The following is a 15,127-nucleotide window of genomic DNA, read 5'->3' on the forward strand; positions in this document are numbered from 1 at the left end:
GCTAAAATGTCTGCTTCATCGAAATCAATAAAGTTGATTCTTTCTTCGCCTCCTTACAATAAAGTGGAATGATGAATGAACTTTGCATTCATTATTTTAATGCAAAAAACAAATCAAATAATTAAAAAATAGCATTTTTTTGCATTATTCTACAGGCTAATTTTGCGGCAATAAATAGATGGGTTAAACTCCGAATGGATAGTATAGAAAATGGAAATAATGATAACAAAAATTACAGAAAACGATATAGCAGAACTACAGGAGATCAGTAAAAAAACGTTCTCCGAAACATTCTCTAAAGATAATACAGAAGAAAGCATGGCACAATATCTTGAAACAAGTTTTGCGGCAGAAAAGCTTCTTACCGAACTCAGCGACAAAAACTCTGAATTCTATTTTGCAAGACTGGATCATAAAGTGATAGGATATCTAAAACTCAACACGGGTTTATCACAAACTGAAATGAAAGGAGATCATGCGCTTGAAATTGAAAGGATATATGTTTCTAAAGAGTATCACGGAAAGAAAGTAGGGCAGGCTCTTTATGACAAAGCGATGGCCATTGCCACAGAAAAAAATGCAGATTATGTCTGGCTGGGTGTTTGGGAAAACAATTTGCGGGCTATTAACTTTTACAGGAAAAACGGATTTAAAGAGTTTGATAAACATATTTTCAGACTCGGAAATGAAGAACAGACGGATATTATGATGAAACTGGATGTAAAAAGCAACACCATGAAAATTGAATTTTTTATAAAATCATTCGAGGAATTATCCACTCTCGAACTTTACAACATATTAAAATTAAGAAGCGAAATATTTATTATAGAACAGAATTGTGTCTATCAGGATATTGATGATAAAGATTTAAAATGCCACCACCTGATGTGTTTAGTGGACGGAAAGCTGGCAGGATATACCCGAATTGTTCCGCATGGTTTGACCTACGAAGATGCGTCCATTGGCCGTGTTGTAATCGGTACAGCGTATAGAGGACTGGGACTGGGAAAGCAGCTGATGGAACATTCCATCAAAGGCTGTCAGGATATTCTTAAGGAATCAAAAATCCGGATCAGCGCCCAATTGTATCTGCTGAAATTTTACAATGCTCTAGGCTTTAAAGAAGTAGGAACTCCTTACGATGAAGACGGAATTCCACACATAGAAATGGTGTTAAACTAATTCCAGGATATTTTTAAGAATCGGGTTAGGATCATCTTTTCGCCATTGGATGTACAAATCGGTAACAAAGGGAAGGGGGATAAAACGGATTCCGGTATTTTGGTGAAGATGATAAGAATGCGGCAGAATCGAAATGCCTAATCCGTTTTTAATTAATGAAATAATGGTAGATCCAAACTCACATCGAATATAAGAATCAAGATTGATCTTATAAAAACCGAGAACTTCCTGGACCAGCAAATTGTAACTGCTGCCGTCATCTCCTGTTGTTAAAAGAAATTTTTGATCTTTCAATGTTTCTTCAGAAATATCAGACAAGGTTTTAAAATGATGATTTTCAGGAACCACCAAAGAAAGATTTTCCTGGCATAATTTCTTTTCATTAATTCCTGAATAGGTATTGATATCACGGGAAAATGCCAGATCTATCTTGTAATTTTTAAGATATTCCTCCTGAATTTCATTAGTCAGCTGAAACAATTCCAGATGAAGAGTGGGAAAAGCCGCCGAAACTTTTTTCACAAAATCGGGTAAAACTGAAGAAGAAATAGAATCGGGATGCGCAATTCTTATCGTTCCATATTCACCTAAATGAATCTGCCGGGCCAGCTGATGAAAAGATTCCATTTGACTAAGCTCTTCGCTCCATTTTTCCTGCAAAAATTTCCCTGCCGGGGTAAGTTTCACATTTCGCTTATCACGATAAAACAACTGAACGCCCAGTTCACTTTCTAAAGACTGAATATTCCGGCTCAAAGCAGACTGTGTAATATTCATTTTCGCGGAGGTATTCCAGAAATGAAGTTCTTTGGCCAATGCCAGAAAGTATTTGAGCTGCTGTAAATCCATTAATGCAAATTAATCATTAGTTAAGCAAATTTAATAAGTAAATTGAATTAAAAACCACCTGATTGAAAATTATACGAATACAAAAAACAGCGCCTCTTTTATAAAGTGGCGCTGTTTGGATATTGTAATCCGATCTTTTTTAACAGCAGATCAACGTCTGATAGGATTGTCAGGAATTATGATTCTCAGCAGTTTCAACCTCAGGTCTATGCGCCAACGGGGAGCTTGCGGATGTTCCATATGTTCGCTCAGCATAATAAAAGTGACGATCAGCATCGCAACATGATGTCCCTGCGGTAATAACATCGGGAGAAGCATTAATGCCCAGCCTGCGCCCACACACCAGAAACCGTGAGTAATCCCAAATGAAAAAGCATCCTGATAAGCTTTAGAACCCCACGCCGCCAAAACAGGATGATAATGTCCCCTGTTAAGACACTTTTGCTTAATGGGAGAAAATTGCCAGATTAAGGTGATGATCCCAAAAATAACTGCCGGAATAAAAGATGCAGGCATCTGAATATTGATAAAAATGATGAAAATGTTTAATAAAAACCCGGTTATAGTCCACATCAAAACATATCCTGTTATAAAAAGAATGACCAATAAAAAACTCATACTTTTAAAACTTTGATTAATGATGCTCTGGATGGGGATAATCAGCTTGGGAAGCATCATGGCCAATACCATCAATATCCATCCGGTCATCATTTCAGAGAAAGGATTTATTTTGAGGATCATTTTTAAAGAAGCGCTGCTTCCGTTACATAAATTCATCTGACAATGTGCTGCTGTGAGCAAATTGCCGGGATTGAAAAGCAGGATAAACCAACAGATAATGCTGAAACCCCATACACTGTAGCTTATGAGGTTCCGATTAGCATTTGATCTTTTCATTGCTATTGTTTTTCTCTGTAAACACTTATTCTTCCTACTGTAATTTTCACATCAGATAAGATTTCGTTATCAGGAGTAATGGCAACATCTAGAGATTTTAAATGATCAAGATCATTTTCAAGATGAAGTTGATCAATGATATTGGTAATGTCTAAAGAAAAGCTAAGTCCGTTACCACCTCCGTGGGAATCGTCCAGTGATGCATTGCGAAGTCCAAAAAGCGAGATAAATCCTATATGCTGATTGTTTACAGACACTTCAAGCGTATTGGCATTGATATTTCCTTTTACATTTTCAAGAACCAAATAGATGCGGTCAGGAATTTCATCTGCAGAAGCTCTTAAAAGGCTTGTAGAAACTTTCTTTAATCCTTTATCGGAAAAATTAACGGTAGTTTTGGTTACTGCATTCTTAATTTCAAAAGAACCTTGGTTGGCAGCGACTAATTCTGTTGGTTTCTCATTATTATCCATAGTAGATTCGGTTAGTTGAGCATCATCCGAAACCGGAATTCCCAGTTTTTTCAATCTTTCAGTAGTAGTATCGGCAGCAGCAGGTTCTGCTTTTGTTTTAAGATCATCATAGCTGTAATCCAAAAGATCAAGATTGGTTACATCATTGGGGGTATACGTCCATTCTTTTCCATCAAGTAAAGGCATTACAAACTCGCGTTCTCCAATTTCCTTCGGGCCTCCCAGCCATTTTTTCTCTGTTGGATTACTGTTTCCCCTGGCATTCCATGAGGCCCACATTCTGTCAATATTACAGTGATGAAGATAAAAGATAGGGTCCAGTGCAGCAGCATTAGGATCAGACATAAGACCTTCATTTCCTTTAACAACTCCTCCTACGTCATTATGAACAAAATTATGAGGATTGGTTTCTAAACTTTCTTCAGGAAATATCGTTCCATAATGTGAAAAATCAGTTTCAGGCCCGCCGAAACAATTTTGATTACCGGTGTATATTGTCTTAAGTTCACAATTTTGTGTAACTCTTGGCTTGCCGTCCTTAAATAATTTGATGTAAATATTTCCGTCGTTATCAGGGCCATGTCTTTCTGTAACAAAAAGAGGGTTAGGAGTATCTCGGTCTAAAAACGGGCGGGTAAATGCCGGAGGTATTTTATTTTCTTTTTCTCCACCAAAATAGTTCCAATACGGTAAAGCCCAGTCATCAGGTCCATTAAGCTCTATCACTATTGCTCTGATCTGAATTTCCAAAGCCATAAGATAGCCACGATGCCATGGGGCAAAATACCAGGTTTGGTGCTGACATTGATTCCAATACTTATCTTTTATATCTTTAGACGGAAAAGGGCTTGTAGGTACTTTTGGCGGAGCTTTAATAGTATTCCAGTCAATACCATCAGGATCTCCGGCAAAGTTTTCCCCGTGAATGGCGGCAAAAAACCACCAGCTCGTTGGGTCATCCAATTTTCTGGATTGCATTTCAGCAACTGCTTTTGCATACCAGTATAAATCGGGATTATCAAACGTTCCTTCCTCATTCCACGCGTTTTTTCGTAAGAATTTTTTCATGTATTAATAGATTTATGATTATAGTTATGGGATTGAAACCAAATATTTTTTCGATTTCATTCTCACTGTAAAATTATTATTTAAAAAAATCTTGTCTATCAGTAGTTATACCTAATCTTGTATTGAAAGAAGGTTTTGTCGTAAGAAAGAATATTAGACTATTTTCTTACGGACGCAACTTTGTATAGTTTAATTTACGTTGAATTAACAATTTTATAAAATATGATCAGGCATATCCAGTTATATAATGTCATAATTTTTTCTATATTTAGAGAAAAATGGCTTGTGTCTGCATTTTGCGTTCTACAGCCTTTCTATGAACCCATATAAAAAGGACAATGCCAATAAATCAATTACCTCTGGATGGAGGTATGCTCTATAAAGAAACAGATCTGGCTCATTTTTTTCCTGAGCCGTTAAATGCAATCACTGCATTATTATTTTTAGCCATAGCCATCTTTTGGACCCTTAAAATGAAAGGTAATTTTAAAGAATATCCTTTTTTAACCTACTGCTTGGTTTTATTATATATTGGGGCCATAGGGGGAACCATTTATCACGCATTCAGACAATGGCCGGTGTTTATCATGATGGATTGGATGCCCATTATGATATTGTGCTTTTCTGCCGGATTTTATTTTTTAGCGCAGAGTCTCAAATGGTACTATGCTATTGTAATGGTTCTTGTATATCTGGTCCTTACGCTGGGGTTGAGAAATTGGATTTTGGTAGATAACCCTTCTCTCTTTATCAATGTAAACTACGCCATCATGGCTTCATTTGTGCTTTTATCAGTATTAAGCTATCTGATGTATACGAAATGGAAAGCTGGCCAATGGGTAGGCTTTGCTTTATTGTCGTTTGTTCTTGCACTCACTTCCCGCATCATTGATAAATGGGGATGGCTGGATTTCGGAACCCACTTTTTATGGCATACCTTTGGAGCAATAGCCACATTTTGTATGTTTAATTATATCTATCTTACACGGGATGTAATTAGAAAAAATAAGTAGTTTTTATTTTTTTGCAACTCTGATTCATAGATAAAGTTGGATTGAAGTTAAACTCAAAAGGTTCGTCATTGACTACGTCAAATCTTCAATTTCTGACAAAGGAAGAATCTCATTTATAGTTTAGAGTATTCATTACATTCAGAATGACAAGGCGAAATAATTAAATAGAGTTACCGTTGCTTAAATTAGTCAGTCAAAAATTTTCTTGATGGTAAAACTTCTTTCCATTTAACTTTAAGCATTAAAAATAATCGAAGTTGACATAACAAAGAGAGTGTTGCTTTTCTTTTAAAGTTGAAAGAAAAACGATTTACTTATATTTACCCCGCAAAGCAAATCTAAATGTTTAAAAAACTAATTACTGTATTTATCCTTAGCTTTTACCCGGTTTTTGGTTCGGCTCAACAGGTCCGGCCTTCAAAATCATCAGAAATTTACCGCGAACTCAAAACGCTTAAACAGCTGCCTAAAGTTCTATATCTTGCAGCTCATCCCGATGATGAAAATACGGGATTGCTGTCATGGTTAATCAATGACCAAAATGTAGAAACGGGCTATTTGTCTTTAACGAGAGGCGATGGTGGTCAGAATTTATTAGGTACAGAACAAGGTGCTGCACTGGGGTTAATCAGAACACATGAGCTTTTAGAGGCAAGAAAATTAGACGGCGCTCAACAGTTTTTTACCCGTGCGATTGATTTCGGGTTCTCTAAAAATACAACCGATACCTTCAAACAATGGGATGCAGACAGCATTACAGCAGATGTGGTTTGGGTCATTCGTAAATTCCGTCCTGATGTGATCATTTGTCGTTTTCCTCCTAATGCGGCGGCAGGTCACGGACAACATGCTGCTTCGGCTGTGGTTGCGGAAAAAGCTTTTAAGCTGGCGGGCGATAAAAATGCTTTCCCGGATCAATTAAAATATGTGAATGTATGGCAGCCAAAACGCGTATTGTGGAATACTTTCCGCTTTGGAGGAGTGAATACAACGGCTGAAAATCAATTGAAAGTGACCGTTGGGCAATATGATGCGCAGCTGGGAATGGGCTATGGTGAACTGGCAGGATTAAGCAGAAGCTTACATAAAAGCCAGGGGGCGGGAACACAATCTGTAGCCGGAATCAGAACTGAATATTTTGCTCATGTTATCGGTGAGCCTGCAAAAACAACACTTTTTGACGGAGTCACTAAAACCTGGACTTCACAGGGAAACACTGATATAGATCAATCATTAGATAAAATTATTTCTACCTTCAATTTCAATAATCCTGACCTTAGCTTGTCTGCTTTGCTTGCTTTGCGAAAAAGATTGTTGCATTAAAGGATGGAGATCAAAAAAAGGATAAACTTCAATCTCTTGATAATATTATTTTAAGCTGTGCCGGATTTATGGGCGAGGTGGTTACCAATCAGGCTGAAGCTGTTGCCGGAGAGTATTACAATTTCAGGTTAAATCTGGTTTCAAGAGCTGCAAATCCTGTTGTTTTAGACCATGTAAAATGGCTAGGTCAGTCGGAAAGTTTCAACAGAAAACTATCAAAAGATTCTTTAATTACTATTCAGCATGATATTCAGATTCCTGCTGATGCAGCACTCACAGAACCTTACTGGTTGGCAAAACCAGCAAAGAATGCAGCCACTTTTTCGGTTCCGGATGAGACTTTAGTCGGTTTGCCTGAAGCAGAATCACCATTGAATGTTTTACTGGGTTTAAAAATCGGTTCAGAAGATTTTCAGGTTAAACTTCCTTTATCGTTCAAGAAATTAGATCCGGTGCGTGGTGATGTAGTAGAAGCCTTATGTATTGTTCCTGCATTGGAACTGAAATTTACACAACCATTGTATGTGGCTAAAGAAAATGAAGATTTACATTTGAGTTTTAATATTAAAGCTAATTCTAACAAGAAGTTCAATAAAGGAGTTCTAAACCTTATGTATAATGGAGAGCGATTAAGTGGTACTGATGTAAACTCACTCAATGGAAAAGATACGACCATCGATTACGTTATTCCAAAAACTAAGCTTGCCGGAATTAATTCCTCTCGTTTGCAATTGGATGCCAATTTTGTTGCAGATGGGGTCACTTATAATAAAAAACAACTCTTAATACAGTATCCGCATCTGCCTTCCTTACAATATTTTACGCCTGCAACGGTAACTGTAATGAAAGGGGATATTCAGACAAAGGTTAAAAAAGTGGGGTATATAGAAGGTGCGGGTGATTTTATTCCTGAGTTCCTACGCATTGCAGGGATTCAGGTAGATGTCCTGAAAGATGAGGATTTTTATGGTAACATAAATGAAACCGGCAGCCAAAACAAGCTATCGCAGTATGATGCCATCGTACTTGGGGTTCGTGCCAATAACACAGAGAAAAAGCTGGGGCGCTGGATGCCTTTTTTATGGTCATACGCAAAAGCTGGTGGTAATCTGGTAATGCAGTACAACACCAACCAGGATACCACCGTTGACCAATTGGGAATGTACAATTTCAGCATTGCCAATAAAAGGGTTACTGAAGAAAATGCTGCGGTTAAGCTTTTAAACCCAAATCATAAATTATTGAACTTTCCGAACAAAATTACTGCGGATGATTTTAAAGGCTGGGTACAGGAGCGGGGTGCTTATTTCCCTGCTCAATGGGATGCAGCGTATGAACCGCTTTTTGAAATGCACGATACAGATGAAGAGCCTCTGCTGGGATCAACTTTATATGCCAAATACGGAAAGGGCAATTTTATTTATACTCCGTTAGCGTTTTTCAGACAGCTGCCTGCAGGAAATGTTGGAGCGGCACGTTTATTTTTAAACTTTTTATCTGCACAAAAAAACTGATGAACAAGCAACTTAAAAATTGGAATATCTGGTACATACTATTAGCCGTTGCATTAGTATTGCAGATCGTATTTTATTATTGGTTTACTAAATTCTGGGCATGAGTACTATAGATTGGACAGTTTTGATTGTTACACTTGTTGTAGTGGTGGTTTATGGCGTATTCATCGGCCGTGGCCAGAAAAGCAACGAATCCTATCTGAAAGCAGATAATAAAATGCCCTGGTATATTGTACTTTTAGGGATTATGGCTACTCAGGCAAGTGCCATTACATTTCTTTCAGCACCGGGTCAGGCGTATACGGACGGAATGCGTTTCGTGCAGTATTACTTTGGTCTGCCTTTGGCGATGATTGTGATATGTATTACTTTCATTCCGATTTTTCAGCGCTTAAATGTTTATACCGCTTATGAATATTTAGAAAACCGTTTTGATAAGAAAACAAGGGTTCTTACTTCTCTGCTTTTTCTTTTTTCCAGAGGATTGTCAACAGGGATCAGTATTTATGCACCGAGTATCATTTTATCAAGCGTTTTAAACTGGAATATTTATTTAACCAATGTTTTAACAGGGGGTATTCTCTTGATTTATACCTATGTTGGTGGAGCAAAAGCAATCGCTCACACCCAAAAATTACAATTTCTCATTATTCTGGGAACCATGGCTTTTGCAGGGTATCTGCTTATTCAGAATATGCCAAATGGAATTGGTTTTAATGATGCGCTTTATCTGGCAGGAAAATCCGGAAAGCTGAATGTCATCACCACAGAATTTGATTGGAAAGATAAGTACAATATCTGGAGCGGCCTGATTGGTGGTTTTTTTCTGGCGCTTTCTTACTTCGGTACAGACCAAAGCCAGGTGGGGAGATATATTACTGCGAAGGATAATACGAATGCAAAAATGGGCTTGCTGTTGAACGGATTGGTTAAGATTCCGATGCAGTTTGCGATTCTTCTGATCGGTGCTTTGCTTTTCGCTTTCTTTTCTCTGAAACCGGCTCCGATTTATTTTAACGAACGCTCTTATCAATATTTAAAAGAAACAAAACCTGAACAGGCTGCGGTTTTTGAAAAAGAACATCAGGATTTACAACTCAAATTCAATGCAGAATCAAAAGAAATTCTAAAGCTGAAGGAAGAAAATTCTCCCCAACTCAATAAAACAATTCAGGATTTTAAGAATACTCAAACCGAGGTAAAAGCACTTCACGGCAGGGTAGAGGAAGCGATTAATAATTCAAACTATAATGCAGAGAAAACGGATACCAATTACATTTTCCTGTATTTCGTGAAAAATACTTTGCCTGTAGGAATGATCGGGTTACTGTTTGCTGTCATTTTTCTGGCCAGCTGGGGTTCCATTTCCGCAGCACTGAATTCCCTTGCCGCCTGCTCACTAAAAGATGTTCATCTGATATTTAAAAAAGAAATTCCGGATGATGCCACTGAATTGAAATATAGCCGTCTGCATACTTTAGCCTGGGGGATTTTCTCAATCGGTGTTGCCATGTTTGCCACGCAGATGGGCTCTCTTATTGAAGCGGTGAATGTATTAGGATCCCTTTTCTATGGCCCGATATTAGGGATTTTTCTTGTTGCCTTTTACTATAAAAAAATTACGGGTTCCAATGTATTTATTGCTGCCATTTTATCAGAAATTACAGTGATTGCCGTTTATCAGTTTGATATCGTTTCTTTCCTGTGGCTTAATGTTATAGGGGCGGCAGCAGTCATTATATTTTCTGCAATTGGTGTATTGTTTTATAAGCCGAAAGAAGTAAATTCGTAAACGTAACAATAACAAAAACAAACAAATAAAAAATAGTATGAAAACAATGATTAAATCAGTGGTCGTAGTTATGGCTGCCATGACGATTTCAGTGAATGCTTTTGCTCAGGAGGCTAAAAAACCAGCCAGCCCTCCGGCTACGGCAACCGGAAAAATTAAAGATGCAACCATCACCATTGCTTATAGCAGTCCTTCTGTTAAAGGGCGTACCATCTGGGGTGGTTTAGAAGCTTATGATAAAGTTTGGCGTGCAGGGGCTAATGAAGCTACTACTTTTGAAACAGATAAAGATATTACCGTTCAGGGTAAAAAACTGGCTAAAGGTAAATATAGCTTTTTCTTAATTCCTAAACAAAGTGGAACATGGACTGCAATTTTTAACAAAGAGCCAAAACAATGGGGCGCTTATAAATACGAAGAAGCAAAGGACGCTTTACGTGTTGATGTAAAAACAAAAGCTTTACCAGCCACACAGGAAACTTTAGTGTATAAAATAAACAGCAATGGATTCACAATGGATTGGGATAAAATCTCAGTTCCTGTAGAAATAAAATAAAAATAAGCCGTCTCACAACTGAGACGGCTTATTTTTCGTATGCCTTTATTAAGCCTCAATAAACTCCAAAAGATCTTTATTAATGGTTTCGTGCTCCGTAGTAGGCATTCCGTGAGGAAAACCTGGATAGGTAATTAGTTTTCCGTTTTTCAAAAGTTTCGCAGATTTTATAGCAGAATTTTCGATCGGAACAATCTGATCATCTTCACCATGAAGAACCAAAACAGGGATGTCCACCGCTTTCAGATCTTCAGTAAAATCCGTTTCGGAAAATGCTTTGATTCCGTCATAATGAGCTACGATCCCCCCCCATCATTCCTTGTCTCCACCAGTTTCTTTGTACACCGTCTTTTACATTGGCACCTTCTCTGTTATAACCGTAGAAAGGGAAAGTTAAATCAAAATAGAACTGGTTTCTATTGTTCAAAGTCTGTTCTCTGATATTATCGAAAACTTCCATTGGAACACCATCAGGATTGTTTTCACTTTTTACCATTACTGGTGGAACGGCACTGATTAAAACTGCTTTTTTCGCTCTTCCGTTGGAATATTTGTTGACATAACGGATAACTTCACCACCTCCTGTTGAATGGCCAATGTGAACTACGTCTTTCAAATCCAGGAATTCAACCAGCTCTGCCGCATCAGAAGCATATTGCTCAATAGTGTGGTTATAAATATTCTGGCTGGAACGACCGTGGCCTCTTCTGTCATGCGAAATCACTCTGTAACCTCTTTGAAGGAAAAAGATGACCTGTGCATCCCAATCGTCTGATGATAGCGGCCACCCGTGGTGGAACATCAATACTGGTCCTTCTCCTTGGTCTTTGTAAAAAATGTCTGTTCCGTCTTTTAATTTTAATGTGCTCATAATAATATTTTTTTAAATTTATTTATTATTTAATAGTTGTTGCTTTAATTATTTATCAAATATAAGGTGGTTAAGCCAGATAGAAATTAATCTATGTTAATTTTGTACATTTTGATAAAGTTTTTTATTTGGATAGGTCAATTCATTTTCCATTCCCACTAATGAAGTGAATCTTTTTTGCATCATATGTTGTGTAAGAAACATTTCTTTTCACGTCAGGCTGTCTATTCCATATCAGTTCACGTTCTCCCTTACCAGCTCAGGTAAATCTTCTGCACCACCGTTGAACTTATTTCCGTTCACAAAAAACGATGCATTTCTGACAAAGAAAAATTTCTGATAACAAACGTTTACCACTTCTACTTCGGAGACGAATTCGGAACTCCCGGAGCCATTATAACGACTGTGACCAGTACACTATTTTTTTAAACGGAGACTATTCATTTTAAGGGTCTCCAGCTATACATTCTAAGTTATATCCCAATAAAAATTGAATAAAAAATCCTGGAAATTTTGCATTCTATTTTTTAATATCGTAATATTGCAATATAATAATTGATTATGGGAGCTACAAAAACAGATCACTTTACAGACAGTCAGAACCAAATTGCAACTATTGCTAAAGCTTTGGGACATCCAGCAAGAGTTGCCATTATAGAATACTTATTAAAAGTCAACACATGTATAACCGGAGATATTGTCAATGAACTACCACTAGCGCAGCCAACAGTATCACAGCATTTAAAGGAGCTGAAAAACGCAGGATTAATAAAAGGGAGTATTGAAGGTAATTCAGTCTGTTACTGTATTGACGAAAATACATTCGACATTCTGAAAGAATACTTTTCAAAAATTATATTCACGGTAACCAGTCAGAAATGTTGTTAGCAATATGAAAAGGGCTTTCATTGCATCTTCGTATTGTTGATCTCTTATTCGTTGCTGCCAGTATTTGATCTATTATAGGTGGCTTACCGAGATGGGAATATATCGTCTATCTTGTTGTAAACGGTTTCCATTTGAAGCTATTGCTGTCCTATTGGTCATCAAAATTATTGATCGGTCTGGAATGACTTAGAAAAAGCGTTTCAACAAATTGAAACTTTTATGCTTTCCCATTCATAGCCATGAATCTAAAAAAAGGGAAAAAATTTGATCAAAAGTATCGCAATATTGCATTATAACTATAAAGTAAAAACAATGAAATTATCAGAAATTAAAGAAATCCTTCCAACATTAGAAAATGTTGAATTTCAATTAGAGAATGGAACATTTGTACCGGAAAACTTTCATATTACCGAAGTGGGGCAGATCAATAAAAAGTTCATTGATTGTGGTGGAGTAATCCGTGATGAAAAAGCTGTAAACTTTCAGCTCTGGAATGCCGACGATTATGAGCACCGTTTAAAACCTGGAAAATTACTGAACATTATCAGACTTTCTGAGGAAAAATTAGGAATTGAAGACTCTGAGATCGAAGTGGAATATCAAAGTGATACGATTGGTAAGTATGATCTTGAGTTCAATGGAAAAAGATTTGTCCTGAAAACTAAAACCACAACTTGCTTGGCTCAGGATACTTGTGGAATACCTTCTGAAAAACAAAAGAAAAATCTTTCCGAAATTACTGTAAACCAAAGCAATTCTTGTACACCAGGCGGTGGATGCTGTTAAGAAGCCGCCTATTATCAACTAAATATAGATAATCAAATAAGAGAATTCTAAATCAAACGACTAAAAATGAACAAAAAAATTGTAGAAAGTATTAAGGAGACTTCTATAGATACTATTCCAGAGGAAAGAAAAGCTGTTTTACAACCGCTGATAAATTACATACAAAGTAAAGTAGAGAAGAATCAGAGCATCCGGTTGAATTTCATCTGCACGCATAATAGTCGAAGAAGCCATTTGTCACAGGTCTGGGCACAAACAATGGCTTATCATTTTGGCATTAAGAATTTATATTGCTACTCAGGAGGTACAGAAGCAACTGCCATGTTTTCAAAAGTAGTAGAAACATTGAATAACCAAGGTTTTCAGATCCAAAAACTCAGCGAAACAGAAAATCCAGTTTATGCCGTAAAGTATGCACAAAATGAATCAGCTATCATCTGTTTTTCCAAAGAATATAATAATGAATTCAATCCTAAAAATGAATTTGCTGCTATAATGACCTGCAGCAATGCTGATGAAGGCTGCCCCTTAGTTTTTGGGGCAGAAGCCAGATTTCCTATAAAATATGAAGATCCTAAAGCTTCTGATAACACTGCAGAACAGACGCAAGTTTACAAAAACAGAAGTTTACAGATAGCTGCAGAAATGTTTTATGTTTTTTCACTTATAAAAAAATAAGAAGCAAAACTACAGGAATAAATTAAAAGAGTATGCAACCAAAATTAAAATTTCTTGATAGATACCTCACTTTATGGATATTTCTTGCTATGGCGATTGGAATAGGTTTAGGATTTTTCTTTCCGAACATTTCAAAGGTCACAGACTCCTTGTCCTTAGGTACAACCAATATCCCATTGGCAATTGGACTAATCTTAATGATGTATCCTCCATTGGCTAAAGTAGATTATTCCCTCTTACGCATAGCATTTAAGGATAAAAAAGTAATCAGTATATCATTATTGCTAAATTGGATAATAGGGCCTATTTTAATGTTTGTTCTCGCTATTGTGTTTTTGAGAAATGAACCTGACTATATGATTGGATTAATACTAATTGGTTTGGCCAGATGTATTGCCATGGTAATTGTATGGAATGATTTAGCAAAAGGAAATAGAGAATATGCCGCTCTTTTGATCGCTTTAAACAGTGTTTTTCAGGTATTCACCTACAATTTTTTTGTATGGTTATTCATCAATGTACTACCAGGTAAATTAGGCATTGCCAATTTCAATGTAAGTGTATCTATAAAGGATGTTACGGAGAGTGTACTTATTTATCTTGGTATACCTTTTCTGGCCGGTTTTTTAAGCCGATACTTTTTAGTAAAATCAAAAGGTATAGAATGGTATAACCGAAAATTTGTACCGAAAATTTCACCAATAACACTGTACGCATTATTATTCACAATTGTCCTGATGTTTAGTCTTAAAGGTGAAAAAATAGTAGAAGTACCCATGGATGTGTTAAAAGTCGCTATTCCATTAGTACTCTATTTTGTTCTTATGTTCTTTGTAAGTTTCTTTGTAAACAAATCGTTGAAAGTTCCTTACGACAAAAATGTCTCTATAGCTTTTACTGCAACTGGAAACAATTTTGAACTGGCCATTGCAGTAGCTATTGCAGTATTCGGTATCAGCTCTCCACAAGCTTTTGTGGGGGTTATAGGTCCACTTGTAGAAGTTCCGGTACTTATATTACTGGTTAAAGCAAGTCTTTGGCTAAAAAAGAAATATTACAGCTAAGACCAACGGAATTGTTCACGGTAATTTAAGGCCATATCAATCCTATCAGCTAATCATCTTTAACCGAGAGAAATTACACTGATAAGTTTATGAATGTCTAAGTAGCGTACTTTTTACTATCTGCAAATCAATGACAAAATTTAGTTCTTGCATTTTCTTAGATCGAGTATACA

The 15,127-nt window shown here is 36.7% G+C and carries 15 protein-coding genes; 10 read left to right on the plus strand and 5 right to left on the minus strand.

The genetic code is table 11. The features are described 5' to 3' along the window. Positions 1-219 precede the first annotated feature (219 nt). Entirely contained in the window at positions 220-1,182 is a 963-nt protein-coding gene (locus H5J24_RS25895; RefSeq protein ID WP_068943883.1) for a GNAT family N-acetyltransferase, read from the plus strand. Here H5J24_RS25895 and H5J24_RS06465 read toward each other — a convergent pair. The 3 genes from H5J24_RS06465 to H5J24_RS06475 all read right to left on the minus strand — a co-directional run bounded on the left by H5J24_RS06465 (position 1,174) and on the right by H5J24_RS06475 (position 4,469). Continuing rightward, complete coding sequence (locus H5J24_RS06465; protein ID WP_068943882.1) at positions 1,174-2,031, minus strand: LysR family transcriptional regulator; 858 nt, start codon at positions 2,029-2,031, stop codon at positions 1,174-1,176. The genes H5J24_RS25895 and H5J24_RS06465 overlap by 9 nt on opposite strands. Positions 2,032-2,181: 150 nt before the next feature. After that, entirely contained in the window at positions 2,182-2,772 is a 591-nt protein-coding gene (locus H5J24_RS06470; RefSeq protein ID WP_232816137.1) for a copper chaperone, read from the minus strand. 158 nt (positions 2,773-2,930) lie between these two features. Then, positions 2,931-4,469: a tyrosinase family protein gene (locus tag H5J24_RS06475; protein ID WP_068943880.1), complete on the minus strand. Its 1,539-nt coding sequence runs from the start codon at positions 4,467-4,469 to the stop codon at positions 2,931-2,933. Between the two features lie 338 nt (positions 4,470-4,807). On the opposite strand from H5J24_RS06475, the gene H5J24_RS06480 reads away from it, so the two are divergent. The 5 genes from H5J24_RS06480 (at position 4,808) to H5J24_RS06500 (ending at position 10,667) form a co-directional block, all read left to right on the plus strand. Continuing rightward, a complete protein-coding gene (locus tag H5J24_RS06480) occupies positions 4,808-5,482 on the plus strand; it encodes a hypothetical protein (protein WP_068943879.1) in 675 nt (224 codons plus the stop codon). 342 nt (positions 5,483-5,824) lie between these two features. After that, on the plus strand, positions 5,825-6,805 hold the full coding sequence (locus H5J24_RS06485; protein WP_232816138.1) for a PIG-L family deacetylase: 981 nt from the start codon (positions 5,825-5,827) through the stop codon (positions 6,803-6,805). Positions 6,806-6,873: 68 nt separating this feature from the next. After that, a complete protein-coding gene (locus tag H5J24_RS06490; protein WP_232816139.1) occupies positions 6,874-8,319 on the plus strand; it encodes a hypothetical protein in 1,446 nt (481 codons plus the stop codon). A gap of 100 nt (positions 8,320-8,419) precedes the next feature. Then, the gene (locus tag H5J24_RS06495) at positions 8,420-10,111 is read left to right on the plus strand and encodes a sodium:solute symporter family protein (RefSeq protein WP_068943877.1); all 1,692 of its coding nucleotides are present in this window, start codon (positions 8,420-8,422) and stop codon (positions 10,109-10,111) included. A 37-nt stretch (positions 10,112-10,148) separates the two neighbouring features. Then, a complete protein-coding gene (locus H5J24_RS06500) occupies positions 10,149-10,667 on the plus strand; it encodes a DUF2911 domain-containing protein (RefSeq protein ID WP_068943876.1) in 519 nt (172 codons plus the stop codon). Positions 10,668-10,715: 48 nt separating this feature from the next. Here the strand turns inward: H5J24_RS06500 and H5J24_RS26155 are convergent, their stop codons facing one another. Then, positions 10,716-10,904, minus strand: a complete 189-nt coding sequence (locus tag H5J24_RS26155) for an alpha/beta fold hydrolase (RefSeq protein WP_232816140.1) — start codon at positions 10,902-10,904, stop codon at positions 10,716-10,718. Positions 10,905-10,953: 49 nt separating this feature from the next. Beyond that, positions 10,954-11,538: an alpha/beta fold hydrolase gene (locus H5J24_RS06510; protein ID WP_232816141.1), complete on the minus strand. Its 585-nt coding sequence runs from the start codon at positions 11,536-11,538 to the stop codon at positions 10,954-10,956. Between the two features lie 561 nt (positions 11,539-12,099). On the opposite strand from H5J24_RS06510, the gene H5J24_RS06515 reads away from it, so the two are divergent. The 4 genes from H5J24_RS06515 (at position 12,100) to arsB (ending at position 14,954) form a co-directional block, all read left to right on the plus strand. Then, a complete protein-coding gene (locus H5J24_RS06515) occupies positions 12,100-12,426 on the plus strand; it encodes an ArsR/SmtB family transcription factor (RefSeq protein WP_068943874.1) in 327 nt (108 codons plus the stop codon). A 312-nt stretch (positions 12,427-12,738) separates the two neighbouring features. Beyond that, complete coding sequence (locus H5J24_RS06520; protein ID WP_068943873.1) at positions 12,739-13,212, plus strand: DUF6428 family protein; 474 nt, start codon at positions 12,739-12,741, stop codon at positions 13,210-13,212. 66 nt (positions 13,213-13,278) lie between these two features. Next, positions 13,279-13,890, plus strand: coding sequence for an arsenate-mycothiol transferase ArsC (locus tag H5J24_RS06525; RefSeq protein WP_068943872.1), 612 nt, complete (start codon positions 13,279-13,281; stop codon positions 13,888-13,890). A 32-nt stretch (positions 13,891-13,922) separates the two neighbouring features. After that, entirely contained in the window at positions 13,923-14,954 is a 1,032-nt protein-coding gene (gene arsB / locus H5J24_RS06530; protein ID WP_232816142.1) for an ACR3 family arsenite efflux transporter, read from the plus strand. Positions 14,955-15,127: the final 173 nt, after the last annotated feature.

Source organism: Chryseobacterium capnotolerans (assembly GCF_021278965.1).
Taxonomy (GTDB): domain Bacteria; phylum Bacteroidota; class Bacteroidia; order Flavobacteriales; family Weeksellaceae; genus Chryseobacterium; species Chryseobacterium capnotolerans.

What these genes read in the sequence shown, in the direction of transcription:
- H5J24_RS06480 (WP_068943879.1), top strand. Translation starts at nt 4,808, where the DNA reads ATGCCAATAAATCAATTACCTCTGGATGGAGGTATGCTCTATAAAGAA.
- H5J24_RS06470 (WP_232816137.1), bottom strand. Translation starts at nt 2,772, where the DNA reads ATGATCCTCAAAATAAATCCTTTCTCTGAAATGATGACCGGATGGATA.
- H5J24_RS06495 (WP_068943877.1), top strand. Translation starts at nt 8,420, where the DNA reads ATGAGTACTATAGATTGGACAGTTTTGATTGTTACACTTGTTGTAGTG.
- H5J24_RS06475 (WP_068943880.1), bottom strand. Translation starts at nt 4,469, where the DNA reads ATGAAAAAATTCTTACGAAAAAACGCGTGGAATGAGGAAGGAACGTTT.
- H5J24_RS06465 (WP_068943882.1), bottom strand. Translation starts at nt 2,031, where the DNA reads ATGGATTTACAGCAGCTCAAATACTTTCTGGCATTGGCCAAAGAACTT.
- H5J24_RS06520 (WP_068943873.1), top strand. Translation starts at nt 12,739, where the DNA reads ATGAAATTATCAGAAATTAAAGAAATCCTTCCAACATTAGAAAATGTT.
- H5J24_RS06490 (WP_232816139.1), top strand. Translation starts at nt 6,874, where the DNA reads ATGGGCGAGGTGGTTACCAATCAGGCTGAAGCTGTTGCCGGAGAGTAT.
- H5J24_RS25895 (WP_068943883.1), top strand. Translation starts at nt 220, where the DNA reads ATGATAACAAAAATTACAGAAAACGATATAGCAGAACTACAGGAGATC.
- H5J24_RS06515 (WP_068943874.1), top strand. Translation starts at nt 12,100, where the DNA reads ATGGGAGCTACAAAAACAGATCACTTTACAGACAGTCAGAACCAAATT.
- H5J24_RS06485 (WP_232816138.1), top strand. Translation starts at nt 5,825, where the DNA reads ATGTTTAAAAAACTAATTACTGTATTTATCCTTAGCTTTTACCCGGTT.
- arsB (WP_232816142.1), top strand. Translation starts at nt 13,923, where the DNA reads ATGCAACCAAAATTAAAATTTCTTGATAGATACCTCACTTTATGGATA.
- H5J24_RS06500 (WP_068943876.1), top strand. Translation starts at nt 10,149, where the DNA reads ATGAAAACAATGATTAAATCAGTGGTCGTAGTTATGGCTGCCATGACG.
- H5J24_RS06525 (WP_068943872.1), top strand. Translation starts at nt 13,279, where the DNA reads ATGAACAAAAAAATTGTAGAAAGTATTAAGGAGACTTCTATAGATACT.
- H5J24_RS06510 (WP_232816141.1), bottom strand. Translation starts at nt 11,538, where the DNA reads ATGAGCACATTAAAATTAAAAGACGGAACAGACATTTTTTACAAAGAC.